General features: G+C 65.9%; 23 protein-coding genes and 1 pseudogene. 18 read left to right on the top strand and 6 right to left on the bottom strand.

Annotated elements, in window-relative coordinates:
* Positions 1 to 161 precede the first annotated feature (161 nt).
* Positions 162 to 653 (bottom strand): acyl-CoA thioesterase, encoded by a 492-nt coding sequence (locus IPI67_05175; GenBank protein MBK7579582.1) that lies wholly within the window; start codon positions 651 to 653, stop codon positions 162 to 164.
* A gap of 153 nt (positions 654 to 806) precedes the next feature.
* Here IPI67_05175 and rseP point away from each other — a divergent pair, with 153 nt between their 5' ends.
* From rseP to IPI67_05130, 9 genes are all read left to right on the top strand, one after another.
* Positions 807 to 2483 (top strand): RIP metalloprotease RseP, encoded by a 1677-nt coding sequence (gene rseP / locus IPI67_05170; GenBank protein MBK7579581.1) that lies wholly within the window; start codon positions 807 to 809, stop codon positions 2481 to 2483.
* Positions 2480 to 3766 carry a Sun protein gene (locus IPI67_05165; protein MBK7579580.1) on the top strand — a complete coding sequence of 429 codons (1287 nt, stop codon included), beginning with the start codon at positions 2480 to 2482 and terminating at the stop codon, positions 3764 to 3766. The genes rseP and IPI67_05165 overlap by 4 nt, the downstream gene beginning before the upstream one ends.
* 51 nt (positions 3767 to 3817) lie before the next feature.
* Positions 3818 to 5881 (top strand): DUF5050 domain-containing protein, encoded by a 2064-nt coding sequence (locus IPI67_05160; protein ID MBK7579579.1) that lies wholly within the window; start codon positions 3818 to 3820, stop codon positions 5879 to 5881.
* A gap of 137 nt (positions 5882 to 6018) precedes the next feature.
* A complete protein-coding gene (locus tag IPI67_05155; GenBank protein ID MBK7579578.1) occupies positions 6019 to 6513 on the top strand; it encodes a hypothetical protein in 495 nt (164 codons plus the stop codon).
* A 151-nt stretch (positions 6514 to 6664) separates the two neighbouring features.
* The gene (locus IPI67_05150) at positions 6665 to 7453 is read left to right on the top strand and encodes a succinate dehydrogenase (protein MBK7579577.1); all 789 of its coding nucleotides are present in this window, start codon (positions 6665 to 6667) and stop codon (positions 7451 to 7453) included.
* A 24-nt stretch (positions 7454 to 7477) separates the two neighbouring features.
* Complete coding sequence (locus IPI67_05145; protein MBK7579576.1) at positions 7478 to 9292, top strand: fumarate reductase/succinate dehydrogenase flavoprotein subunit; 1815 nt, start codon at positions 7478 to 7480, stop codon at positions 9290 to 9292.
* Between the two features lie 28 nt (positions 9293 to 9320).
* A complete protein-coding gene (locus tag IPI67_05140; protein MBK7579575.1) occupies positions 9321 to 10064 on the top strand; it encodes a succinate dehydrogenase/fumarate reductase iron-sulfur subunit in 744 nt (247 codons plus the stop codon).
* An 18-nt stretch (positions 10065 to 10082) separates the two neighbouring features.
* Positions 10083 to 10583, top strand: coding sequence for a hypothetical protein (locus tag IPI67_05135; protein MBK7579574.1), 501 nt, complete (start codon positions 10083 to 10085; stop codon positions 10581 to 10583).
* 42 nt (positions 10584 to 10625) lie between these two features.
* Positions 10626 to 10958, top strand: coding sequence for a GIY-YIG nuclease family protein (locus tag IPI67_05130; protein MBK7579573.1), 333 nt, complete (start codon positions 10626 to 10628; stop codon positions 10956 to 10958).
* A gap of 27 nt (positions 10959 to 10985) precedes the next feature.
* On the opposite strand, the gene IPI67_05125 is transcribed toward IPI67_05130, so the two are convergent.
* Positions 10986 to 11639: a hypothetical protein gene (locus IPI67_05125; GenBank protein MBK7579572.1), complete on the bottom strand. Its 654-nt coding sequence runs from the start codon at positions 11637 to 11639 to the stop codon at positions 10986 to 10988.
* A 180-nt stretch (positions 11640 to 11819) separates the two neighbouring features.
* Positions 11820 to 12458 carry a hypothetical protein gene (locus IPI67_05120; protein MBK7579571.1) on the bottom strand — a complete coding sequence of 213 codons (639 nt, stop codon included), beginning with the start codon at positions 12456 to 12458 and terminating at the stop codon, positions 11820 to 11822.
* 130 nt (positions 12459 to 12588) lie between these two features.
* Between IPI67_05120 and IPI67_05115 the strand changes: the two are divergent.
* The 3 genes and pseudogenes from IPI67_05115 (at position 12589) to IPI67_05105 (ending at position 15292) form a co-directional block, all read left to right on the top strand.
* Positions 12589 to 13485: pseudogene (locus IPI67_05115) on the top strand (4-hydroxy-tetrahydrodipicolinate synthase).
* 29 nt (positions 13486 to 13514) lie between these two features.
* Entirely contained in the window at positions 13515 to 14264 is a 750-nt protein-coding gene (locus IPI67_05110) for a 4-hydroxy-tetrahydrodipicolinate reductase (GenBank protein MBK7579570.1), read from the top strand.
* Complete coding sequence (locus tag IPI67_05105; protein ID MBK7579569.1) at positions 14261 to 15292, top strand: hypothetical protein; 1032 nt, start codon at positions 14261 to 14263, stop codon at positions 15290 to 15292. The genes IPI67_05110 and IPI67_05105 overlap by 4 nt, the downstream gene beginning before the upstream one ends.
* On the opposite strand, the gene lgt is transcribed toward IPI67_05105, so the two are convergent.
* Complete coding sequence (lgt, locus tag IPI67_05100) at positions 15293 to 16474, bottom strand: prolipoprotein diacylglyceryl transferase (GenBank protein MBK7579568.1); 1182 nt, start codon at positions 16472 to 16474, stop codon at positions 15293 to 15295. It abuts the gene before it with no gap.
* 168 nt (positions 16475 to 16642) lie between these two features.
* Here lgt and IPI67_05095 point away from each other — a divergent pair, with 168 nt between their 5' ends.
* The 6 genes from IPI67_05095 to IPI67_05070 all read left to right on the top strand — a co-directional run bounded on the left by IPI67_05095 (position 16643) and on the right by IPI67_05070 (position 21064).
* Positions 16643 to 17221, top strand: a complete 579-nt coding sequence (locus tag IPI67_05095; protein ID MBK7579567.1) for a DsrE/DsrF/DrsH-like family protein — start codon at positions 16643 to 16645, stop codon at positions 17219 to 17221.
* Positions 17222 to 17252: 31 nt separating this feature from the next.
* A complete protein-coding gene (locus IPI67_05090; GenBank protein ID MBK7579566.1) occupies positions 17253 to 17459 on the top strand; it encodes a sulfurtransferase TusA family protein in 207 nt (68 codons plus the stop codon).
* A 2-nt stretch (positions 17460 to 17461) separates the two neighbouring features.
* Positions 17462 to 17707 carry a hypothetical protein gene (locus IPI67_05085; protein MBK7579565.1) on the top strand — a complete coding sequence of 82 codons (246 nt, stop codon included), beginning with the start codon at positions 17462 to 17464 and terminating at the stop codon, positions 17705 to 17707.
* A gap of 130 nt (positions 17708 to 17837) precedes the next feature.
* Entirely contained in the window at positions 17838 to 18977 is a 1140-nt protein-coding gene (locus IPI67_05080) for a GGDEF domain-containing protein (protein ID MBK7579564.1), read from the top strand.
* Positions 18978 to 19787: 810 nt separating this feature from the next.
* Positions 19788 to 20453, top strand: a complete 666-nt coding sequence (locus tag IPI67_05075) for a pentapeptide repeat-containing protein (GenBank protein ID MBK7579563.1) — start codon at positions 19788 to 19790, stop codon at positions 20451 to 20453.
* Positions 20450 to 21064: a prepilin-type N-terminal cleavage/methylation domain-containing protein gene (locus tag IPI67_05070; GenBank protein MBK7579562.1), complete on the top strand. Its 615-nt coding sequence runs from the start codon at positions 20450 to 20452 to the stop codon at positions 21062 to 21064. The genes IPI67_05075 and IPI67_05070 overlap by 4 nt, the downstream gene beginning before the upstream one ends.
* Position 21065: 1 nt before the next feature.
* Here the strand turns inward: IPI67_05070 and IPI67_05065 are convergent, their stop codons facing one another.
* Positions 21066 to 23300, bottom strand: coding sequence for a M20/M25/M40 family metallo-hydrolase (locus tag IPI67_05065; protein ID MBK7579561.1), 2235 nt, complete (start codon positions 23298 to 23300; stop codon positions 21066 to 21068).
* A complete protein-coding gene (locus IPI67_05060) occupies positions 23293 to 24012 on the bottom strand; it encodes a single-stranded DNA-binding protein (GenBank protein MBK7579560.1) in 720 nt (239 codons plus the stop codon). The genes IPI67_05065 and IPI67_05060 overlap by 8 nt, the downstream gene beginning before the upstream one ends.
* Between the last annotated feature and the right edge of the window lie 10 nt (positions 24013 to 24022).

Here is a 24022-nt window from a genome sequence, read left to right as displayed (position 1 = left end):
AGCGTGCCGCAAGAAGGCCGTCCGGCCTGGGGCGAGCGGTCCCGCGGAGCGAGCCGCGCGGAGTCGCGCGGGAGACCCGGGCTCGGGTCTGTAATAATGCCGCGGAGCGCGGTGTCGCGCGCAAAGTTTTCTGCTCGCAGGGTAGACGAGCGAGTCCCGTACTACGCGTCCGAGGCCTTGCGCTTGCGATGCGCGAGCCGCTCTTCTTGGCGCTCCAACGCGCCCTCGTGACGGCGCCGATCCGCGTCGGTCTCCAGCAAGAGCCCGGGCACTTTGCAGGGTTTGCCCGCGTCGTCGATCGCCACGTACACGAGGTACGCCGAGTTGGTGTGGGTGATCTCCCCCGTGATGGGGTTCTCCGCGTGCACGTGCACACCCACCTCCACCGAGCTCGTGCCCACGTAGTTCACGCTGGCCTTGCAGCAGAGCAGCTCGCCCACGTGCACCGGTGAGACGAACGACATCTCGTCGATGGAGACGGTCACACACGGGCGCTGGGCGTGGCGCATGGCCGCGATGCCACCCGTCTCGTCGACCATCTTCATGATCAAGCCACCGTGCACGTTGCCGTAGGCGTTTGCGTGCTCCGGGAGCATCAGCTGACACAGCTCGACCCGCGAAGCGCTGACCGGTTTTTTCGGCTTGTCACTCATGCGCCGACGCTAGCGCAAATCTCGCGTGGTTACGCGCGGTGACGGGCTCTCGTTCGCGCCCGGTATCGGATCCTGCGCCGCCCGTGAACGGGCTCGGATTTGGCGCCCAGCGTCCATTCGAGTAGATGCAAGGGTCCGAGAGCGGCCCAGACGATGGACCTCCTCTATTTCGTCATCCTCATCAGCTCGCTGATCTTCGTACACGAGCTCGGGCACTTCGCCTTCGCCAAGGCGTTCGGTGTGAAGGTCATCACCTTCAGCCTGGGTTTCGGTCCGAAGATCCTGAAGCTGCGCGGCCGCGAGACCGAGTACTGCATCAGCCTAGTGCCGCTTGGCGGATACGTGAAGATGCTCGAGGCTTCGAAGAGCGACATCGTCATGCCGGAGGACAAGAACCGGACCTTCGAGTCGCTGCCGGTCTACAAACGCATCGTCGTCGTCATCGCCGGCCCGGTCATGAACCTCGTGTTCCCGGTGCTGCTCTACTTCTCGGTGTTCGTGACTGACGGGCCGTTCTTGCCGCCGACGGTTGGGGTCGTGCTGCCCGGTCATCCCGCCGCCGGGAAGTTGATCCCCGGCGATCGCATCATGAGCGTGAACGGCGAGGACGTCGGGACCTTCGACGAGTTGAAGCGGGTGATCTCCAAGAACCCAGCCAAGACCCTGCGCTTCCGGGTGTTTCGCGACAACAAACACGTGGAGGTCGAGGTCACGGCGGAGGAGACCATCGAGCGGCGTGAGCTCGACATCATCGAGCGTGTCGGAACGATCGGCATTCAACCGAGCGCACCGGCGGCGGTGATCGGCATCCCGAGCACCGAGTCGCCGGCCTATCGCGCAGGCCTTCGCACCTTCGACGTGGTCACTCACATTGCCGGCCAGCCGGTGCGGCGCTACCGAGATCTGGAGACCGCGTTGGCCGAAAATCGCGGCGAAACGGTGCCCGTGACGTACTTGCGTCCGACCTCACTGACCGGCGCGCTCGGCGGCCTCGCGGACATGGCCATCTACGAGGCCGGAGTGGTGGCCTTGACCCCGGACCCTGCCGGGACCGATCTGATGAGCCTCACCGGCATCGAGATCGCCGACCTCTACGCGGCCCTCGTGCCGGAGGACAGTTACCTGGCCAAGGCGGGCCTGCGTCCCGGCGACAAGATCTTGAGGCTCGACGACGAGGTGCTGCCGGCGTGGTCCACGTTCCGAGAGCGTCTCGTCGCCGCCCCCGATCGTCCGCACCGCATCGACTATCTCTCGGTCAAGGACGCCCGGGAGAAGAGCGGTACGTTCCAGATGCGGCGGGAGGACATCGTCGACGAACACGGGCAGGCCTTTGCTCGTTACGTGCTGCACGTGAAGAACTGGATGCCGCTCGCGCCCGAGGACTACGTCTCGCATCCCGCGCCCTTTCGCTACGCTTTCTCGAAGGCCGTCGAAGAGACCGTGGACGTGACGCGATTCACACTGGTCAGCATCGTGCGCCTGATTCAGGGGCGCATGAGCCTGAAGACGCTCTCGGGTCCCATCACCATCTATGAAGTAGCGGGTGAGGAGGGGCGCAAGGGTCCCGACTTCTTCGTGTGGGTGATGGCGTTCATCAGTATCAACCTGGGGCTGCTCAACTTGCTGCCGATCCCGGTGCTCGATGGCGGTCACCTGATGTTCTTTGCAATAGAGGCCGTGCTCCGGCGTCCAATTCCGCTGCGAGTGCGGGAAATTGCCCACGTCATTGGCATGGCGATCCTGTTCGGGCTGATGACCCTCGCGTTCAAGAACGACGTCGAGAAACGCTGGGACGTGATCGTGGGTCAGATCCGCGAGCTGGTCGGATGAACCCGGGAGGCGCGCGGGCCATTGCTGCCCGAGTGCTCGTGCGCGTGGAGCGCGACGAGGCCTACGCCGCCGCGGCGCTCAACGCGGAGCTCGAGCGACAGGCGGACCTCGACGCGAGGGAGCGCGGATTTGCCACCGAGCTCAGCTACGGCACGTTGCGTACGCGCAAAGTGCTCCTCGACCGCCTGCGGCCGCTGGTTCCGCGGGGCATCGACAAGACCGACCGTGTGGTCCTCTCGCATCTGCTCGTCGCGGCCTACCAGATCTTGATCTTGGATCGTGTGCCCGCGTTCGCCGCGGTCGACGCCGCCGTGGAGCTGGTGCGGGCCGAGCGCGGCGCGAAGCCCGCAGGGTTTGCCAACGCCGTGCTGCGAAAGTTGGCGCGGGGTGGGCCACACATCGAGCGCGCGGAGGCCATCGCGGAGAGTGTGCCCAGGTGGCTGCGCGAGCGGCTCACGCGCGATGTCGGTCAGGAAGAGATGTTGGCGCTGCTCGGGGCTGCGGGGCAGGAACCGGCGGTCGCCGTGCGCATTCGCACCGGCCGAGCTCTTCCCGCTTGGCTCGAGTCCGCCGAGCAAGGACGGGCTTCGCCTCTGGCGCGCTTGACCCGTGGTGAAGGCGATCCACGGCGTCGCGCTCTCGCGGATGCCGGCGACTTCGTCGTGCAAGAAGAGGGAGCGCAGGTCGTGGCGCTCGCTCTCGGCGTTCGTCCCGGAGACCGCGTGCTCGATGCTTGCGCAGGGCGCGGGCAGAAGACCACGCTGTTTGCTGAACAGCTTGCTGGCCAGGGTGAGTTGTGGGCGAGCGATCTGCACCCGGAGAAGCTCGGGCGCCTTGCGGACGAACATCGGCGGCTCGGGCTCCGTGTACCCGAGACGCGAGCGGTCGATCTCAGTGTAGGTGTCGGTGAGCTGCCGGGCGGGTTCGAGCGGGTGCTGGTGGACGCACCTTGTTCGGGGAGTGGCACTCTGAGACGCCGTCCCGAAATTGCACTGCGACTCGGACCGGAAGATCCGGCGCGCATGGCGGAGCTGCAGGTGCGGATCCTCAGCACCGCCGCGCGTCAGGCCAAACCCGGCGGTCGGGTCGTTTACGCCGTGTGCAGCGTCTTTCGAGAAGAGGCAGAGCAGGTCATCGAGCGCGTGGCCGAGCTGCTCGAGCCAGTTTCCTTCGACGCACCCGAGCTCGTGGCGCTGCTCGGGTCGGATGGGTGCAGCGCTCGCCTGCTGCCGCTTCGACATGGAACCGACGGTTACTTCGTGGCGTCGCTGGTGCGGCGCTGAGGGGCGCCAAGTTCGCGCCTTCCCAATCGGGACAGGTGCTATCTTTGGGCAATGACCGGGCGGCCTCGACGATCGCGGGTCAGTGGCCGCGCCCTCGCGTTGTTACTGGCTGCGGCCGTCGCGGCGTGTTCGCTGTCATCCGGCTTGGATGACCTGAAAGGCGGCGCCGGAGGGGCCGGCGCTGGCGGTGCCAAAGCGTGCAGCTCGACGCAGCTCGACTGCAACGGAGACTCGACGGACGGTTGTGAGGCCAACACCGACAGTGACGTCGAGAATTGCGGTGCCTGCGCTACACCCTGTCCGGTGCCCAGCGGCGGCTTGGCCCTGTGCAGCGGCGGCAAGTGTGCGTCGACGTGCGGGCAGGGGCTGACCAACTGCGGCGCCTGCGTCGATACCCAGAGCAGCCCCAAACATTGCGGCGCCTGTGACAAATCCTGTGGCCTCGCCGAGGCCTGTTCGGCGGGCACGTGCGTCGTGGGTTGCCCGGCGGGTAAGACCAACTGCGCCGGCCAGTGTGTCGACCTCGCATCGGATCCGAACCACTGCGGGACGTGCGGTGGGGCGTGCCTCAGCGGCCAGGTTTGTTCTGGCAGCAGCTGCAAGAGCTCGTGCGCGGCGAACGAATCGGCGTGCGGAGGGCTCTGCACCGATACCACGAAGGACGTGATCAACTGCGGGGCTTGCGGGACGATCTGTCCGGCGGGACAGAACGCGGATCCAACTTGCAAGGCAGGCGTGTGCGCCGTCGGCTGCAAGAGCGGGTTCATTTCCTGCTCTGGCGCGTGTGTCAACCCGAGCACCGACGCTTCGAACTGTGGAAGCTGCGGGACCAAGTGCTCTGGCGCGTGCACGGCCGGCGCCTGCAGCTGCGCGACGGGGCTCACGAAATGCGGAGCGGCGTGTGTCAATACCAGCTCGGATCCAGCCAACTGCGGCGCCTGCGCCAAGGCCTGTGGGCCGAGCCAGGTCTGTTCGAGCGGCGCCTGTGTGACCAGCTGCGTCCTGCCCCAAATCAACTGCTCGGGTGCCTGCGTCAGCGTCAGTTCCAGCGCCGCAAACTGTGGCGCCTGTGGCATGAGCTGTCCCGTTCCCGCGAACGGCAGCGCAACGTGCAGCAATGGGGCCTGCGGCAGCAACTGCAACCCCGGGTACAACAAGTGCGGAGCCAGCTGTGTCGGCACGGCTTCGGACGCTCTGAACTGCGGCGCCTGCGGCAAGTCGTGCCAGGGCGGCGCGTGCAGTGGCGGTGTTTGCCAGCCGTTCGTGTTGGCCTCGGGGCTGACGGGGCTCTACAGCGTCGCCGCCGCGGGGGGCTACGTGTACTTCACCCGTGAGGGCAGCGCGGGCGTGGGCGACGGCGCCGTGGGTAAGGTCAACGCAAACTCCGGCGCAGTGACGGTGCTGGCATCTGCGCAGCTCAACGCGCGGGGGTTGGCCCTCGACAGCGCGTACGCGTACTGGACCAACTACTCGAACAGCAGCGGCAAGGTGCAGCGGATTGCACAAACGGGTGGGGCTCCCGAGCTACTCAAATCGCCAGAGACGCCCCTCGGCATCGCGACGGACGGCATCTACGTCTTCTACTCGAAGTACGCGAAAGGCGAGGTCCGGCGCATGGCCGTGAACGGCACCAACGACAACCAGCTCACCGGCGCCGCGGGTTACCCGGATGGCGTCGCGACGGATGGCGCGTACGTGTACTTCGCCGACGAGCTACCCGGGGCGATCAAGAAAGTGGCGGCGACCGGCGGGGGCGGCGTCACGACGTTTGCCAACACCGAGTCGTCCAGCGCCGTCGCCGTCGACTCGACCCACATCTATTTCAATGATGGCAGCAAGGGCACGGTCAATCGCATGCCGAAGAGCAGCATCTCGGTGCCGCAAGTGCTCGCGTCCGGGCAGACGAACCCCAGCCGCATGTGGCTCGATGGAGCCACGCTCTACTGGGTCAACCAGCACACCAGCGCCGGGGCCGTGCTCAGTATTCCGGTGACCGGTGGGCCGAGCAAGACCCTCGCGAGCGCGCAGCCGGCGCCGTTCAGCGTCACGGTCGATACCAGCGCGATCTACTGGGCGAATCACGGCAATGGCACACTGATGAAGCTGGCGAAGTGAGCGGCCACTTGCCGGGGTGGTGATGGCAGACACGTGCCCCGGGCGCGATCGGCCGGTGACCGCGGTCGTTGCCCCGAACCGAGGTCGAGAACCTGCGCTATACTCAGCTCGCCTCTCGCACCGGGGGAAAGAGGATCATGGGCCAATCGATAAATGTCTACGACTACGTGAACCACCCGTACGCGGCGGTTCGAGACAAACTCACGATTGATGCCCTCGAGGTCTTCAGGAGCGCGACCCGGGTAGCGGCCGTTCGCGCCAAAACCGTCGCTTCCGGGCTGCATGTCAATTTTCGGGGCATCGAGCTCGGAACCGAGATCGCCATTTCGGTCAACTCCATCGAGGAAGAAGCCAAACAGGCGATGTCGTCGCCGGTGACACGCATTCACCTCGAGTGGGAGGCGGCAAACATGCCCCGCCTGTTTCCGTTCATGAAGGCGGAGCTCTCCGTGTACCCGCTCACGTCCACCGAGACGCAGCTCTCGCTGGCCGGAAATTACGAACCTCCGCTCGGGCTGCTGGGAGGTCTGATCGACTCGGTCGTTGGCCACCGCATCGCCGAGGCAGCGGTCCACCAGTTCATCAGCGACATCGCCGTCTACTTGAGGAACGAGCTCAGCCCCGAGAAGTGAGGCTGGCCAGAGCGGGGCATTTTCCAGCCCGGAGCTCCGACCTGCCGGGTCGCGCCGAGCATGTTCTGCGTGTCAAGATTGAATCGAGGGCGCCGGGCCGGTAAAGTCTGCGCGCGGGCGGGGAATTACTGGTCCGCCAGAGGGGAGAACGATGGCTGTAGCTTCCGCGACGCCACGACGAGTGCGCCTGTTTCTCGCGACCGAACGCAAAGACGCGTGGTGGATTGCACCGCTGCTCACGTTCGCCGGCCTGTCCACGTTCATCGTCTACGCAACCTGGGCAGCGTTCCAGGGCAAACACTACTTCCACGGTCCGTACCTCTCGCCGTTCTACTCGCCGGAGCTGTTCGGTGATTCGCCCCACGCGCTGCTCGGTGCGAGGCCGGCTTGGTGGCCCGCGTTCCTGCCGTTCTCACCGGCGCTCTTGATCCTGTGGGCGCCGGGTGGTTTTCGCTTCACCTGTTACTACTATCGTGGCGCTTACTACAAAGCGTTCTGGGGTGATCCTCCGTCGTGCACTGTGGGCGAGCCGCGGAAGAGTTACCTGGGTGAGCGTTCCTTTCCGCTGATCTTGCAGAACGTGCACCGGTACTTCCTGTACCTCGCTCTGCTCTTCATCTTCCTGCTCAGCTGGGACGTCTACAAGGCGACGCAATTTTCCAACGGCTTCGGCATCGGCGTGGGCACGTTGGTGCTCGCGGCGAACGTCACGCTGCTGTCCAGCTACACCCTTGGCTGTCACTCGATGCGACACCTGATCGGGGGCGGGAAGGACGAGCTGCCCAAGGGAGCGGTGGGGCGCAGTTGTTACGACTGTGTGTCGGGCCTCAACAAGAAGCACATGGTGTTTGCTTGGTGCAGCCTATTTTCCGTCGGTTTCTCGGATCTCTACGTGCGCTTGTGCTCGATGGGTGTCCTGACCGACCTGCGCATCCTCTGAACGCGTCAGAAAGGCTTACCGCGCATGGGCGAGTACAAGACTCACGAGCACGATGTCATCGTCATCGGAGCGGGCGGTGCGGGCCTCAGGGCCGCCATCGAGGCCTCCGCAGCGGGCGTGAACGTCGGCGTGATCTGCAAATCTTTGCTGGGCAAGGCACACACCGTCATGGCCGAGGGCGGTGTGGCGGCCGCCCTCGCGAACGTCGACGATCGGGACAGCTGGAAGGTGCACTTCGCCGATACCATGCGCGGTGGCCAGTACTTGAACCAGTGGCGCATGGCCGAGCTGCACGCCAAGGAAGCCCCGGACCGTGTCCGGGAGCTCGAGGCATGGGGTGCGGTCTTCGATCGCACCCAGGACGGCAAGATCCTTCAGCGCAACTTCGGCGGCCACAAGTATCCACGGCTGGCCCACGTGGGCGACCGCACTGGGCTCGAGATGATCCGCACCCTGCAAGATCACGGGATCCACAAGGGCATCCAGTTTCACATGGAGTGTACTGCCGTCCAGCTCTTGAAGGACGGCGACCGCATCGTTGGGGTCTTCGGCTACGAGCGGGAACGCGGACGGTTCCAGCTCTGGAAGGCCAAGGCCGTGGTGCTCGCCACCGGCGGCATCGGGCGGGCGTTCAAGATCACCAGCAACAGCTGGGAGTACACCGGCGACGGCCAGTCCCTCGCTTATCACGCCGGCGCGGAGCTGATGGACATGGAGTTCGTTCAATTTCACCCGACGGGCATGGTGTGGCCGCCCAGCGTGCGTGGAATCTTGGTGACCGAAGGCGTGCGCGGTGAAGGCGGAGTGCTGCGCAACAGTGACGGCAAGCGTTTCATGTTCGAGGACATCCCCGAGCTCTACAAGAACCAGACGGCTAGTGATCCAGAGGAGGGCTGGCGCTACGTCACGGGGGACAAAAACGCCAAACGGCCTCCCGAGCTGCTCACTCGTGACCACGTCGCGCGTTGCATTCGGCGCGAGGTCAAGGCGGGGCGCGGCAGCCCGCACGGTGGCGTGTTCCTCGACATTGCCTGGATCAAGGAGAAGATCAGCGGCTCGGAGGAGCACATCAAGAAGAAGCTCCCCAGCATGTATCACCAGTTCAAGGCTCTCGCGAACATCGACATCACCAAGGAACCGATGGAGGTGGGGCCGACGACTCACTACATGATGGGTGGCGTGCGAGTGGACGCCGATACACAGATGTCCACCACGGTGCCGGGACTGTTCGCCGCGGGTGAGGTGGCCGCGGGGCTCCACGGGTCGAACCGCCTGGGTGGCAACTCACTCTCGGATCTGCTCGTCTTCGGCAAACGCGCCGGGGAGTACGCCGCGAAGTTCGCCGGTGAGCAGTCGGCGGGCAAGATCGACGAAGGGGAGCTCGACGGGATCGCCGAGCGTGCCCTCGCCTGCTTCGACCGGGACATCAAGCAGATCCCCTACGCCGTGCAGCACGAGCTTCAGGATCTGATGCAGGACAAGGTCGGCATCGTGAGGACCGAAGCCGAGATGAAAGAGGCGCTGGTCGCGCTCGAAGAGCTGAACGCGCGCGCGGCCAAGGTCGGCGTTGCCGGGCACCGTGAATACAATCCGGGTTGGCACACCGCCCTCGACCTCGACAGCCTGCTCACCGTCTCTCAGGCCATCGCGATGGCGGCGCTGGAGCGCAAGGAGAGCCGCGGCGGTCATTTTCGCGATGACTTTCCCGACAAGGACCCGGAGGCGGCGAAGTTCAACACCGTCATCAAGAAGGGCCCGGACGGGAAGATGGCGCTCCACCGGGAACCGACGAAGCCGCTACGCGACGACCTGAAGGCCATCATCGAGGAACAAAAGTGAACCACGCTGTCTGCCAGGGGAGCGTCTGATGGGCAACAAGGTGACCTTGCGCATCTGGCGGGGTGACGCCAAAGGTGGTGAGTTCAAGGACTACAGCACCGTTGCCGACGAGGGCATGGTGGTCCTGGACGTCGTGCATCAGGTTCAGGCAACCGAGGCCACCGATCTGAGCGTGCGGTGGAACTGCAAGGCCGGAAAGTGCGGCTCGTGCTCGGCGGAGATCAACGGCCACCCGCGCTTGATGTGTATGACTCGGCTCTCGGATCTTCCCGACGGGCAACCCATCCAGATCGAGCCAATTCAGGCCTTTCCGCTGATCAAGGACCTGGTCACCGACGTGTCGTGGAACTACCGCGTCAAACAGAAGATCAAAGCCTTCAAGCCGCGCAAACCGGACGCCAAAGACGGCACCTGGCGCATGGATCAGGCGGACGTCGACCGGGTGCAGGAGTTCCGCAAGTGCATCGAGTGTTTTTTGTGTCAAGACGTGTGTCACGTGCTGCGTGACCACGACAAACACGACGAGTTCATCGGTCCACGTTTCTTGGTCTACACGGCGGCGCTGGAAATGCACCCGCTGGACACCGAGGACCGACTGCCGGATCTGAAGAACAACGACGGGATCGGCTACTGCAACATCACCAAGTGCTGCACCAAGGTGTGTCCCGAAGGCATCACCATCACCGATAACGCCATCATTCCGCTGAAGGAACGGGTCGTAGATCGGTTCTACGACCCGCTGAAGCGGCTCTTCCGTGTGTTTTCCGGCTAGCCAGACGAAGGGGGCAAAATGGTCGAACCGAAGCAGATCTCCAAGGTGTCCGTGCCGCACGCGCTGGAAAAGGCCGAGCGTTACCGACTGCTGAACGAGCCGTTTTTTGCCGAGAGTATCTGCCTGGATGTGTTGGCCGCGGACCCGACCAACAAGGCTGCTCCGGTCGTCTACGTGCTCGCGCTCACCGATCAGGTCGCGAGGGGGCAGGACGGCGTCACGAAGCGCGCGCGAGAGGCCATCGAGAAGCTCGCCACCGAATACGAGCGGGTCTACTACTCCGGCATCCTCTGCGAGCGGCGAGCCGTTGGCGCGCTGACCCGCGCCGGTTATGACGCCAAACGCTCGGCGTGGCACCACATCGAGGACGCCATGAAGCTCTACGAACAGGCCGACGCGCTGCAGACGGACGACACGAACGACGACGCCATCCTGCGCTACAATAGTTGCCTCCGCCTGATAGCAGGTCACAATCTCAGCGAGCCGCCGTCAGACCGGTGCGAGTACCCGCTCGAGTAACTGCTAGCGCGATATGGCCCGGAGGCCTGCTACCGTCGCCCGGTGGCAAGGCCGGCCGACGTGTGGTTCGTCTACTTGGTGCGTTGTGCCGACGGCAGCCTCTACACCGGGATCGCGAAGGACGTGGCCGAGCGCATCCGCGCGCACGACGCCGGCAAGGGCGCGCGCTACACCCGCGGGCGGGGCCCGCTCACGCTGTGTGCGACGCGCCGCTGTTTGACCAAGGGAGCCGCACTTCGGCTCGAGCTCGGCGTGAAGGGTCTGTCTCGCGCCGCGAAGGAAGAGCTCACCGACCCCGCACGCTTTCGCGCCTACGCGCGCCGGTTCTTGCGCGGCAAGCCCGCGGCGCGGAGGGCCGCGTCCGAGGCGGGTTGACACTTCACGAATTGCTGGCAGCCCGCTTCAGAACACACCAACCACACCGACGCTGCCGCTGCCGCGCGAGAGCGAGACGCTCGGCGCGATGATGACGGGGGAGCGATCGAGCTTCGATTTTTCATCCTCGTGGGCGAGGATCGCGGCGTCGAATGCGGACGCCGTGAGGACGCCGATGAGGAACCCGCTGAACGCGGGGCCGAGGTCGTCCTGGCAGTCGTAGTCGGTCTTGGCGCAGTTCGAATCGGCGCTCGCTGCACCCAGGACAAAGCCCAGGATCGGCGCGCCGATGCGCACGCCAAAGCTGGCCAGTGCCTTGTAGGTGTGCTCGTGCATTCCGTGTACGACGGATCCGCCGAAGGCGTAGCTGAACGCGCCGGTTCCTGCCAGAAGGCCGCTCTTCGCTCGAACGCCAACACTGACCAGGGTCACGGCCGCGGCATCCGTGAGCAGAGTCTGCCAGCCGTACCAGACCCGGCGGGGCGCGCGCGCCATCGGGTCGGGCGCGGAGACTGCGGTCGGTTCCGAGGGCGATGCCTCCGCGTCCATTGGCTGTGGCAGCTCGGGCACACTGTCGTGCTCCGGCAGTGGTGCTGAGGTCACGTCATCGGCCGCTTCGGCGTGGGCGTGCGCCGCGCTGAGCGCAATCACGGCGACAAGAGCGAGGGCTAGCCGGCGCATGTTTTGTGGAGTGCAAGGGCCGGGCCCGAGCGTGCCGAGCTCAATCCGCGCCCATGCCAGCGAGGTATCTATCTCGAGATCGCCCCCAACGAACCCGGCGGCTCCCAGCCCAACGCCGCGATGCCGCGGGCCGGGTGCCATGGCTCGTCACAGGGCACCCCTCACCGGGCGCCCGAGTGCTCAGTCCGTGCTGCTGTCCGCCGCCGCGTCGGTCGCTGCGTCCGAGGCGCCATCGCTGGCAGCGTCGCCGCCCGCATCACTGCCGCCGTCCGCGTCGGCGCACTTGGACGAGGTCGGGTCCACCGAGACGCCGTCCTGGTTGGCCTTGCACTCATTGCAGTACGTCTTGCCGTCGCAGCCGCAAACCTTCGGGCAGTCCTCGGTGCAAGTGGTCGGCTTGGCCGTGCAGTAGCCGGTCTTGGTAACGCCGCAGACATCCGAGAAGCCGCAGAACTCGTTGGACTTGCACAGCACCATCGACTCGATGCTGCACCAGTTCTTCTGGCCGCCGTCGGCGCAGGCGCTCGTGTCGGGCGGGATGGCGGTCTTTTTCCAGACCGCGCCGACGCAGCTCGCGATGTCACAACCAACACAAGGATCGGCGCAGGTGCCACAGGTCAAACCGGCGACGCTGCAGCTCTGGCCTACGGCACCGAGCGGATCGGCGGGGCAAGTGCTGCCGCCTCCGCTGCCACCCGCTCCGCTGGTTCCGCCGGCCCCGCCGGTGCCTCCGCTGCCCTTCGCCTCGTCGTCCGAGCTCGAGCCACAGGCGACCGCCGCCAGCGCAATTGCCACCCCACACATTCCCCAGATCTTCATCACGAACCCTCCGAACGCCGCTCGAGCCGGCTGCCACCCGAACGCTTCGCATACTACAGGTCCGCGCCCGCCGTCGACCGGGCGCCCCACGAACTTGCGTCCGGGCCGTCTCGCGTAAATAGTGGCCGGCATGGCAGCGATCCCTCTCTCTGGTGCGTTTACCGCGCTCGTGAGCCCGTTCACCGCAGATCTGTCCGAGATCGACTGGGCCGCGTTCGAGAAACTCGTCGAGTCTTAGCTGGCGGGCGGCATCTCCGGTCTCGTGCCCTGCGGCACGACGGGTGAATCCCCCACTCTCAGCGACACCGAGCAGCGTGAGCTGGTGAAGCGCACCGCCGCGCTCGCCAAGGGCAAGGTCCCGATCTTTGCCGGCACCGGTTCGAACAACACCAAGAAGTCCATCGACACCTCGAAGGCCGCGCTCGAGGCCGGCGCCGATGGCGTGATGATCGTGATGCCGTACTACAACAAACCGTCGCAGCTCGGCATGGTGCGCCACGTCGAGGCGATCGCGAAGGAGGTCGGTGGCGCCCCCATCATTCTCTACAACATCCCCGGACGCACCAACGTCGAGCTGACGGTCGAGAGCATGCTCGAGATCTTGGACAGCTGTTCCAACGTCGTCGCGGTCAAAGACGCAACCGGGAACGTGATGTGGTGTCAGGAGATGCTGCGACGCGCGGGCGCTCGAGTGACCGTGCTCTCGGGGGACGACCCGCTGACCCTGCCGATGATGGTCATGGGCGCCAAGGGTGTGATCAGCGTCACGTCGAACATCTTGCCACGCGAGGTATCGGACGTGTGTGCGGATGCGCTGGCCGGTCGCTGGGACGACGCGCGGAAGAAACATCTGGCGCTCTTGCCGGTGCACCGCGCGATGTTCGTCGAGCCCAATCCGCAGCCGATGAAAGCGGCGATGGCTCAGGCGGGAAGGCTGCTCCCGGGCGTCCGACTGCCGCTCGTCGAAGCAAGCGGGAGCTGCAACGAGACAGTGAAGCGTGCCCTCGCGGAGTACGGCAAACGGTGAAGCTCGCGTTGATCGGTGCCACCGGGCGCATGGGACTGACGGTCGCGCGCCTGGCTCATGCCGCGGGTGACGAGATCGTCGGTGCGGTCGCCGCCGAGGATGACACAAACCTCGGACGCGATCTGGGAGAGCTGGCAGGCCTTGGCACCCTCGGTGTCGCCGTCGGTGCCGACGCAGCCTCGGGCTTGCTGGGTGCAGAGGTCGTCGTGGATTTCTCGACGGCGCGGGCAATCCCAGCGTTGCTCGCCACCGCGGCGCGGCAGAAGGTCGCCGTCGTGACCGGTACGACGAACCTCGACGCTGCAGGCAAGGCCGCGCTCGAGCGCGCGGCGGAGCTGGTGCCGGTGCTGTGGGCGCCGAACATGAGCCTGGGAGTGCAGGTCTTGGCGGACCTGGTCACCGAGGCGGTGCGTCGGCTGGGTCCGGAGTACGACGTCGAGATCGTCGAGATCCACCACCGCAAGAAGATCGACGCGCCGAGCGGAACGGCAAAACGCCTGGCGGAGGCAGCGAAGGTGGCTCGCGGAGGACTCGCGGAGATCCACGCTCGGGACGGCGACGTCGGCGCTCGCCCCACCGACGAGGTGGGTGTGTTCGGTGTGCGCGGCGGCGATGTCGTCGGTGAGCACACGGTGTATCTGCTTGGTCCCGCGGAACGCATCGAGCTGACCCATCGCGCCTCGAGCCGCGAGCTGTTCGCCCACGGCGCGCTGCGCGCCGCGCGATTTCTAGTGGGCAAAGCCCCCAAGCTCTACAGCATCGCGGACGTCCTCGGGTGAAGCTCTCGGTAGTCTGCCTGGGCTTCGCGCTCATCACTGGGTGTGCCGTTCACACCCAGACGGCGGCAGGCGAGCCGTCGGTCGTTCAACCACCGCCGCCCACCACCGCCACACGGCCGCCCCCTTCCGAGCTACAGACGTTCAAGGAGAACCTCGAGCACGCCAAGGTAGACGCGGAGAAGGCCGGTTGGCTGGTCAAGGAGGTCGTGTTGATCCCGGAGCGTCACGCGGCGCTCGTGATCTACGAGCCGGCTCCGGCAAGCGCGCCCGCCACACGCGTCGCGCGCGTCGACGCGGTGGGGGCCGGTCCTTACCAGGTGGTGTCGACCGAGAGCGGGCTGATCGACGTGATGAAGACCCGCCGGGGCTCGCTGCTCTGGGACCTGCGCGGCGATGGCTCGAAATCGGTGGTGATTCACCTGACACCCTGCGGGGCCAACTGTGGGGTTGCGCGTCCGCTGGTGCTCGAGCTGACGAAAGCGGACTCATTTCAGGCCGCCAAAGCGCACCCGGAGTGTCCAACCTGCATGCGGGACGAAGATGCTGACGGTGTGCCGGAGTTCGAGGTGCGCCTCGCACAGCTGTCCATCGCACCCTGCTCCCGCGTCTCGTGCGGCCCCGCCGGTGCGCTCTTGGTCGATGTGCGCGGCGTCGAGCGCTGGGATGGGCAGAAGTTCGCGCGCGATTTGAAGCTGTTTGCGCCGCTCTATCGTGAGCGTTTCAAACTTGCCGAGCGGGACGCCGAACGAGTGAAACGAGCGACCGAACGTCAGAAGACCTGTCCACTCAACGTGCTGGGGGTGGCAGCGCGGGTCTACGTGTACTCGCGCTTGACCGGCAACAGCGGCGGCGACGCGCTGAAGACAGCCGACCGGTTGATGCGAGGCTGGGACACCCGGCCTTGTGCCAAGGAGTTCGATCTGCTCGCTCCGCCGAAAGGCTGGAACGAGCTGTCGAAGGAATTGGAGGCGGTGGTGTTACCGCGACTCGAAGCGCCTGCAGCAGGCTCGAGCCCGACGTCGGACTAGCTACTTCTTGTCGTCGTCGTCGTCGTCGTCGTCATCGTCGTTGTCGTCATCGTCGTTGTCGTCGTCGTCATCGTCATCGTCGTCATCGTCCGGCTCGGCCTTCTTGGGCTCGGCCTTCTTGGGCTCGGCCTTCTTGGGCTCGGCCTTCTTGGGCTCGGCCTTCTTGGCCCGTGCACCGGAGCTCACTGACTCGTCATCGTCGTCGTCGTCGTCGTCATCGTCGTCGTCCGCGGCGGGCTTTGCGGCCTTTTTCCCGGCCCGCGCACCCTCGGCCGGCGCGTCGTCGTCGTCGTCGTCGTCGTCGTCCTCGTCCTCGTCCTCGTCCTCGTCCTCGTCCTCGTCGTCGTCGTCGTCGTCGTCCTCGTCGTCGTACCGGGACACCCAACCGACCGGCAGTTTGTTCTTGAACGCCCAGTGCAGGCCGTACGCGCCGAGCAGCGCGCCCGGAATGCTCAGCCACTGACCCATCGTCATGAACGGCGTGGGTTCGTGGGTCTGGTGCTCCTTGAAGAACTCGACCACAAAGCGCCCCGGGAAGTAGAGCAGGAAGAACATGGAGATCAGCGCACCCCGCGGGCGCTGCTCTTTGCCGAGCTTCTTGTCCCAGAGGTAGAGCGCGCCGAGCACCAGGAGCCCCAGCACCACCTCGTAGAGCTGGCTTGGATGGCGAAGCGGCGGGTCCGGGACACGGTCGAAGCGCGGCAGACGCACACCCCAGGTCTGATCCGTGAGCTTGCCGACGATCTCGGAGTTGAACCAGTTGCCGACGCGAACCAGGGTGGCTCCGAGGGCGGCGGAGAACGCAAAGCGATCCGAGCCTTCGAGGAACGAAATGCCGCGCCGCTTGGTGAACAGGTACATGGCGAAGATCAGCCCGAGCACCGCGCCGTGGCTGGCCAACCCGCCCTCCCAGATCTTCAGCACCCAGACCGGATCTCGGAGCGCCTTGTCCAGGTCGTAGAACATGACGTGTCCCAAGCGGGACCCGATCAAGACACCGAGCACGCCATAGACGATGAAGTCGCCCGCGTCCTCCTCGTCCCCGTCGCCGCGCTCGACCTGCCACTTGAGCAGCCAGAAACCGCCCAGGAACACCGCCACGAATAGCAGGCTGTACCAGCGTAGGGAGATGGGCCCGAGGTGGGCAAGGATCGGATCGACGTCCCAAGTAAATTTCGGCACGGGGGCGCTTTCTACCGCGAATCGAGCAAGCCGGCGAGCGGCGATATCGGCGTGTTTTCGCGGGGTTCCCGGATCCCGGCGGCCCGGTTGGGCTGGGCCGTTCCGCGCGCTGAGCCTGAATGGAGCAATTTTTCTTAAGCACAGTGCCGCCGTGCCGTTGTGGGGCGCATGACCGCGATGGTTCCGGCGCCGGCGCTCACGCCTCAAGTCGTCCTCGACCGCATTACCTGTTTGGAAAACGAGCTTGCGGCGTTGAAACAGGCCGAGCGCGAGTGCTCGAATCGGCTCTCGCTGGTGGCGTTCAGCGGTGAGCTCGACCCCCTCCTGGCCGCCATGAACCTGGCGACCGGCTCGGCCTCGATGGGCATGGAGGTGGATGTGTTCTTCAGCTTCTGGGCGGTCGGAGCGTTGCGGGCGGGCGCCCAGCGCGAGCGAAGCTTGATCGAGCGTGTGCTCGGCCTGTTCTTGCCGCGGGGAGCCGGCGCGATCCCGATGTCTCGCTTCAATTTCGGAGGCGTGGGTACCGCCATGGTTCGGCGCCGCATGAAAAAGCTGGGTCAGCCGGGCCTGCCGGAGCTCATCGCCATGGCCAAGGAGCTCGGCGTCACGTTCCACGTCTGCGAGGCGAGCCTCGGGATGTTCGGAATGACCATGGCTGACCTCGCCGACTACCCCGGCCTCGCGGCGTGTGGCGTCGCGGGTTTCATGGAACGCGCGTCACGCAGCCGGACCACTCTGTTCATTTGAAATGGAGCCGCGAATGACCGAGCGAGTGCTGATGACCCTGGGGATGAAGTGCCCGAAGCCGCTGTTCGAGGTGCACAAACAGATCAAGGACGTGCCGAGCGGCGAGGTCTTGCAGGTGATGGCTGACGACCCGGCGTTTCGCCTGGACATTCAGGCGTGGTGTCGCCGCACCGGCAACGAGCTAGTCGAGCTGCGAGAAGAACCGGATCGTCTCGTCGCAACCATCCGAAAGGCCTGAGCATGTCCGACAAGATGCTGATCATCCTCACCACCGGCCCCGAAGACCGGGGCAACCGCGCGACGCTCGCCTTTGCCATGGGCGTATCGGCCTTGATCTCCGGCGTCGACACCACGATCTACCTGACCATGGGTGGTGCTTTCTGGTCGCGCCCGAGCGGTGTGGGGAAGGTCCACATCGAAGGTTTCGAGCCGCTCCGAGTACATGGGCCAGTTCTTCGAAGGGGGAGGCAAGCTGATGCTGTGTAGCCCTTGCAACGAGTTCTACTGCTCCATCGCCACCGATCAGAAGCTGGTGCCCGGGGCCGAGCTGTGCGGGCTCGCTCACATCGTCGACCTGGCGATGGGTGCGTCCGTCGTCACCCTCTGAGTGAGAACGATGGACGCTTCGCAACATACGGACCTTCGCATCGTCGCCATGACGTCGATCCCACCTCGGGGGCTCGACCCGGAGCTCGACCGCGCCCTGGTCGACGTTCGGCGCGCCTATCGAGAAGGCCGTGGCCCCGGTGAAAGGGCGCTCTTTGCCCTGGAAGAGCTGCTCCTGAAGAAGCTCTCCGAGCTCCGCGAGCAGGCCATGGCAGTGGCGGACGCCAACGTTCATGCCATCGAGATCGTGGAGGCCCAGCGCGAAATCGCCGAGCGGCTCGACGGCCACAATCGCGAGCTTGCCGCGCAGAACCAGCGCATCGACGCCCAGCGAGCGGCGCTCGAGGGTCAGGTTCACGCCATGGCAACCGCAAACGTGGACGCGGTGCTCATGCTCGACGAGCACGAGTCTCGCCTGGAGGAGCTCAGCGCAGCGAGGGCTCGCCTCTCGGACGCCAGCAAGTTGCTCCGGAGTCGCGCCGACGAGCTCGAGGCCGAGGCGCTGGCCCTGGCGGAGTCGAACGCCAACGCCGTCTTGATGATCGACGAGCGCGAGGAGCAGCTGCTCAGCGCCGCCCAGGCCGCGAAGGTGCTGGAGGTCGAGCGCGGGGAACTGGAGCAAAAAGCCTTCGTGGATTCCATGACGGGCCTGTTCAATCACCGCTATTTCAAGGAACAGGCCCACTACGAGCTGGCCCGTGCTCACCGCTACCGGCGAGCTCTCAGTCTGGTCTTCATCGACGTCGATCACTTCAAGAATCTGAACGACACCCACGGGCATCCGGTGGGCGATCAGGTCCTGGCCGCGGTCGGCCGCATCGTCTCCGACGAGGTGCGCGCGGCGGACATCACGGTGCGCCTCGATGGCGCGCCGTTCGCGGTGCGCTACGGCGGCGAAGAGTTCGTGGTCATCCTGCCCGAGACGGATCTGGAAGGGGCGGCCTTGGTCGCCGAACGCCTGCGGGCGCGGGTGGAAGCGACCGACCTGCCGGGCGGGGAGACCCAGCCGAGCGGTCGTATCACCATCAGTGCAGGCGTAGCGACGTTGACTATCGATGATGCGGATCTGGAGACGGTCGTGTGTCGGGCGGACGAGGCGCTGTACGCGGCCAAACAAGGTGGTCGGAACCGCGTAGTCGTTGCCGACTAGTTAAGTCTACGCCGTCCCGGCCGTATCGAGAGATGCGGGCAGCACCCGCGGGAGCGTGACGTGAACATCAACTCTTACCCAACCGAGCTCGGGCAGGCGCTGGTGGGGCTCGGCGCAGAGCAGCCCTGGCCGCGGGGTTTTTCCCGCCTCGACCAGGTGGCAGTGCTCGATGACCGAGAGATCTGGAGCGCAAGCGACGCGGAGGACAGCGCTCGGTCGGTCTTGACCTTTGCGAATCACCCGTCGGACGAAGCGCTAGCGGACCTGAAGTGCCTTGCTGAGCGCCTGGCGGAGCTCGCTGAGGTGGAGGGGGTCGTTCGGGTCGTGGAGGCCGACACTCGTCGAGGGTTCTTCGTGCTCGAGCCAATCGTGGGAGTGGTCAGTGACGCTCCGGCCTTGAGGCTCAAGCTCGGCCGCAAGCTGGAGCTCTTCCAGGCGTTGTCTGGTGCCGTCGCGGCGCTCCACGAGCGAAGCTGGATCGTCCGCCGGCTGAGTCCGGACAACGTCGGGCTGGACCCGAAGCTCGCCCCGCGTTTGCTGGACGTCGGCGAGCTCAGCGGTGGCGCGTCCATCTCGCGCGTCTACGCGGCCCCCGAGGTCATCTCCGGCGCGGAGGGTGACGCACGCTCTGACGTGTTTTCACTCGGACGCATGCTCGCGTTCCTGCTGCTCACGTCCGACCCGCCCATCGAGGCCGAATCGGTGCCGCGCCTCGATTGTCTGTCGCAGTCGCCCGCCGGATTGTCGCGCATCGTACGCCGAGCGACGTGTGTGGAGCCGTTGCTCAGGTATCCGACGGTCGCGGCGCTGATGGCAGACGTAGAGCGCTACGGGCAATTCGAGGACGTGGGCATGATCGTGCCCAACGCCGTCGAGGATAATTTCAGCGGCCTCAGCTCACCGCCGGTGAGTGCCAAACGAGCACCCCCAACGAGCGCGAGGCAACCGCCGTCCCTCGCTCCGCCGCCGACGCTCGTGTCACGCGAGCTGGCCGAGCCGACGCAGCGTCGGAAGTTCGGTTTCGCGGCCGCCCTGGCTGCCCTCGCACTGCTCGTACCCCTGGGGATCCTCACCAAGCCGCTTCAGACCGTCGGGCGCTGGTACGCCCACCACGCGCTCTCGACGGCCGGCGCAGACGATCGCGGGGCTGCGGTTCGTAAGCTGGTGGCGCTCGGAGAACGCGATTTTGCGCGCGCTGACTTCAAGGGTGCCAACCTCACCGACCTGCCCCTGAGCTTCGCCGAGCTGCAGGGGGCCAACCTGAACGAAGCGCGGCTCGATCGTGCCGATCTCGCCGGCGCAAACCTGGCCGGTGCGAACGTACAGGGAGCCACCGCAATCGGCAGCGACTGGTCCGGGGCGAATGTCGCCGAAACACTGGGGCTCGCGACGGTGCGCTGCGACGAGACCACCACCCCGCCGGAAGGTTTCGAGTGTTCGAACGGGTTTTTCAGCACACAAAAGGAGGCGCGATGAGTCTCGAGGGAAATGGAAGTTCGGCGAGAGGGTTCACTCTGGTCGAGCTCATGATCACGGTTGCGATCGTCGGAGTGCTCGCGAGCTTGGCGAGCACGGGGGTGTTCATCTACATGCGCGCATCGAAGGCCGCCGAGGCCCGCGCCAACGTTGGGCAGATGGCCAAGGACGCGAGCGCGGCCTACCAGCGGGGTTACATGGCGGGAGACGTATTGAAGATCAAGAAGGGCGTCGTGGGTCAAAGCCGCCTGTGTGTCACCGCCACTCGAACCGTTCCGCAGAACGCAAAGTCGATCAAGGGGCGGAAGTATCAGTCCAGCCCGGCCGAGTGGAGCTACGACTCCGGCACGGATGGGAAGGGTTTTGCTTGCCTGCACTTTGCCATCAGTGACCCGCAGAACTTCCTCTATCGCTACAAGACCTCCACCGCGAACTTCAACAGCTCGGGCAATGCCAACGTCACCTTCGACGCCACGGCCCAGGGTGATCTGGACGGTGATGGCAAGCTCAGCGAGTTCAAGCTCAGCGGCAAGATCGTCAGCTCGGGCAAGGGCAAAACGCTCGAGCTGATCGTCGCGCCGACCTTCGCTGAGACGGATCCCGAAGAGTGACTCAGGGCTGAACGCTTCGGCTGACCACGGTCTCGTCCCCGGCCTGTGAGGACTCTGCCCACGCAGGCCGCGCGCTTCGCAGAGCCTGCCCGCTCTCCGGCAGGCCCGGGGAGTGTTCGGACAGAGAGAACGCCAAGCTGCCCGTGCCGATGAGCTCGAGCTCGGTGCCCTCCGAGCCGACGCCGAGCAGCGTCAGTGAACGGAACGCCGTGTATTGCCTCAGCGGTGCCGGCTTGCCTTCCCACTTCACCTCGCTCACGCCAGAGTCCGCTGGAAAACTCAGCCGCAGAGTTCCGGCGCCGCGTCCGGGCACGACACGGATGCGCTTTTTCCCGGCCCGAGCCGGCTCGGCTCCGACGAGGTGCCATCGAGGCGGCGCCAGCGTGATGGCAGGAGCAGCGCCCGCGAGGGCTTCGGGGTGGAACCCGACGAACGTTGGCGCCGCGTCGACGATGGTGTCGGCGAACTGCCCGGCTCGCATGAGCTCCGGCGGTATCCGGCCCGACGATGCGTCCACGAGCCAGCGTGCCCGGCCGTGATCAGCGTCCAGGTGATAAGCGAGGCTCAATCGTTGGGGTGTCGACTCCGAATAGCGCGGCACCAGCAGCGCCACCGTCGTGCACGCGAGTGCAGCAGAGATCGACAGCCCCAGCACGAAACGCCGGCTCCGAGGCCCGAGGTGTGCAAGGGCCGGCACAAAACCGAAGAGCCCCACGAGGGTGCCCGCGCCGAAGAGAGCGGGGGCTGCGAGTCCGAGAGCGTCGTGCGCGAGCAGCAGTACCGGTAGCCACAGAAGTGCGCCCGAAGCCGCGGGAAGCAACACATGCAGGGCACCGAGCCGGCCGCGGGTGGCGAGTCCGACGAGCGCGGCGCCAAGCACAGGCACGACGAACAGAAAACACGCTTCCGGAAGCACAAAGAGCACGACCGAGCCGAGCAGGCCGAACAGCGTCCAGACGCCGACCCAGAGGGCTTGCGCGGAGGTGTTTGCGAGGCCCACGGCGACCAGCGCGAGCGCCAGCAGCGTGAACGTGAGCGCGAGGAAAAAGGGCTCGGGATGCGCCAACCAACCTCCCGCACCGCCGATGTCGCGCAGCGTCAGGGCTCCGAGGGTGAACGCCGCGAGTGTTGCGCCAGAGAGCAAGAGCGCGCAGAAGAGCAGGCTGCGCAGGCTCTCCGAGAGCCGCGCTCCACGCTTCAACGTGAGCGCCGCCGCCAACAGCCAAGCGAGGCTCGAGATGCCAACGACCAGTGCCGCATGCGCTCGCCCGAAGCGCACGACATGGAGGCCGAGCACGTCGAAGAAGATCGAGCTTCCCGTCTCGCCGCCCGCTCGGGCAAGCTCACCGGTGAGCCCCAGCGTGATGTCTCCGTGGTGCTGTAGTGTGCGGAGCGACAGGTGATCGAGGTCGTCCTTGGGCGTGTGGTAGAGGGCGACCCCGCCAATGTTCGCCAGGTTCAGCCCCGGCACCCCCGCGCGCTTGAACACCGAGAGATCCGTGTCATTCGGCAGTCGCTCGTACACGGCCGCAAACAACGAGCTCGTGACGGGCCGAATTGCCGCGCGGGCGTACGCCTCGATCATGTGGGCGTTGGGCCCGCTGGTCTCGAACAAGAGGCTCGGTCCGCTCGTGCCCCGCGCTTCGACGTTCACGATGGCGGCGACCGCGTAGCGTTTCAGCTCGTGCTTCACGAATGCTTCGGCACCAAGCAGGCCCGCTTCCTCTCCGTCGGTGAAGAGCAGCACGACCGGGAGCTCGGTCTTTCGGTGCCCGAGGGCGCGCGCCACCTCGAGCAGCGTGGCCACACCCATACCGTCATCCGCGGCGCCGGCTCCCGCTGGAACCGAGTCGTAGTGGGCAGAGAGGAGCAGGCTCTCCCCGGGCGGCCCGGGTCGTGTCGCGACGACGTTCACGACCCTGGCGCACGCGCCGTAGCGACCGCAGCTCGGCTGACTCAGCTCGGCCGACTGCCAGCCGAGCTCGGACAGGCGTGCGACGATACGCCGGCGCACCGCCACGTTCTCGGCGCTGCCGGTTGGGTGCGGAGCGCCGCTCCCGAGTACCCGAGTGAGGGTCGAAAAGGCGCGCTCTGCGCTGAACCGCCCGGGTGGCGCGCTGGCGGGCTCGACCTCGGGCGGTGACGTGCGGAATGAGGCGAGCACAAAACACGCGAGCAGCGTGAGCAGCGCCGCGATTGGGAGCCACGACGTTCGCGCGTGCTCTTGCTCAGGCATCGGGAACGTGGACTCCGAGCGCTTCGAGCTCGGCTGCCACTGCCTGACCCCAGCCGCGATTGGCCTTTGGGCTCGCCGGGCTCGGGTGCAAGATGCTGCCGAAGCGCAGCTCGAACTTGCCGAGCGCATCTCGAGCGCGCTTCTCCGCAAACAAACCCACGCCCACCACCAGCTCGGGCTCGAGCAACTCGACCGTAGCACTGAGCGCGGCGTTGCAAGCGGCGTAGAGCGAGTCCCGCTCGTCCGCGCTGAGCTTGTCGGGCGTGCGGTTCTTGCCGCTTACTTCCATGAAGGCGAGGGGGCAGTAGTTGACGACGAAGAGCTCACGGAAGAACCGCTCCGGTTTGCCGAATCGCTCGCGGAAGAATCCCCAGAGTCGCGCTCCGCTGACCTCGGAGCGGGTGCAAGCAAAGCCGTTCACAGGGCGTTTTTCGTGCTCGAGTCGCGGCTTTTTCACGACGGCCTCGATGCCGAGCCAGTCTCGGACCAGCGACACCTCGCCGAAGGGCACGCCGGTCTGCGCCATGCCAAAAGGACCGGGGTTCATGCCGAGTAGCAGCACCCGTTTCGGGCCCTTGCCATATCGTTCCAGGTAGAGCTCGTGGCTTGCTCGCGCGTAGCTGAGCGGGTTGTAGACGTGGGTTACCGGTGGAGCGAACGTCATGCGTTCGACGCGTCGACACAGGGTTCGACTGATCTCGATCAGGCTCACGCTGGGCGAG

The organism is Myxococcales bacterium (assembly GCA_016706225.1).
Taxonomy (GTDB): Bacteria; Myxococcota_A; Polyangia; order Polyangiales; family Polyangiaceae; genus JADJKB01.
This window is presented reverse-complemented; position numbering and strand designations above follow the sequence as displayed.

Excerpts from the sequence above, each read along its gene's own strand:
- IPI67_05175 (MBK7579582.1), bottom strand. The coding sequence starts at position 653 with ATGAGTGACAAGCCGAAAAAACCGGTCAGCGCTTCGCGGGTCGAGCTG.
- rseP (MBK7579581.1), top strand. The coding sequence starts at position 807 with ATGGACCTCCTCTATTTCGTCATCCTCATCAGCTCGCTGATCTTCGTA.
- IPI67_05165 (MBK7579580.1), top strand. The coding sequence starts at position 2,480 with ATGAACCCGGGAGGCGCGCGGGCCATTGCTGCCCGAGTGCTCGTGCGC.
- IPI67_05160 (MBK7579579.1), top strand. The coding sequence starts at position 3,818 with ATGACCGGGCGGCCTCGACGATCGCGGGTCAGTGGCCGCGCCCTCGCG.
- IPI67_05155 (MBK7579578.1), top strand. The coding sequence starts at position 6,019 with ATGGGCCAATCGATAAATGTCTACGACTACGTGAACCACCCGTACGCG.
- IPI67_05150 (MBK7579577.1), top strand. The coding sequence starts at position 6,665 with ATGGCTGTAGCTTCCGCGACGCCACGACGAGTGCGCCTGTTTCTCGCG.
- IPI67_05145 (MBK7579576.1), top strand. The coding sequence starts at position 7,478 with ATGGGCGAGTACAAGACTCACGAGCACGATGTCATCGTCATCGGAGCG.
- IPI67_05140 (MBK7579575.1), top strand. The coding sequence starts at position 9,321 with ATGGGCAACAAGGTGACCTTGCGCATCTGGCGGGGTGACGCCAAAGGT.
- IPI67_05135 (MBK7579574.1), top strand. The coding sequence starts at position 10,083 with ATGGTCGAACCGAAGCAGATCTCCAAGGTGTCCGTGCCGCACGCGCTG.
- IPI67_05125 (MBK7579572.1), bottom strand. The coding sequence starts at position 11,639 with ATGCGCCGGCTAGCCCTCGCTCTTGTCGCCGTGATTGCGCTCAGCGCG.
- IPI67_05120 (MBK7579571.1), bottom strand. The coding sequence starts at position 12,458 with ATGAAGATCTGGGGAATGTGTGGGGTGGCAATTGCGCTGGCGGCGGTC.
- IPI67_05110 (MBK7579570.1), top strand. The coding sequence starts at position 13,515 with ATGGGACTGACGGTCGCGCGCCTGGCTCATGCCGCGGGTGACGAGATC.
- IPI67_05095 (MBK7579567.1), top strand. The coding sequence starts at position 16,643 with ATGACCGCGATGGTTCCGGCGCCGGCGCTCACGCCTCAAGTCGTCCTC.
- IPI67_05090 (MBK7579566.1), top strand. The coding sequence starts at position 17,253 with ATGACCCTGGGGATGAAGTGCCCGAAGCCGCTGTTCGAGGTGCACAAA.
- IPI67_05085 (MBK7579565.1), top strand. The coding sequence starts at position 17,462 with ATGTCCGACAAGATGCTGATCATCCTCACCACCGGCCCCGAAGACCGG.
- IPI67_05080 (MBK7579564.1), top strand. The coding sequence starts at position 17,838 with ATGGACGCTTCGCAACATACGGACCTTCGCATCGTCGCCATGACGTCG.
- IPI67_05075 (MBK7579563.1), top strand. The coding sequence starts at position 19,788 with ATGGCAGACGTAGAGCGCTACGGGCAATTCGAGGACGTGGGCATGATC.
- IPI67_05070 (MBK7579562.1), top strand. The coding sequence starts at position 20,450 with ATGAGTCTCGAGGGAAATGGAAGTTCGGCGAGAGGGTTCACTCTGGTC.
- IPI67_05065 (MBK7579561.1), bottom strand. The coding sequence starts at position 23,300 with ATGCCTGAGCAAGAGCACGCGCGAACGTCGTGGCTCCCAATCGCGGCG.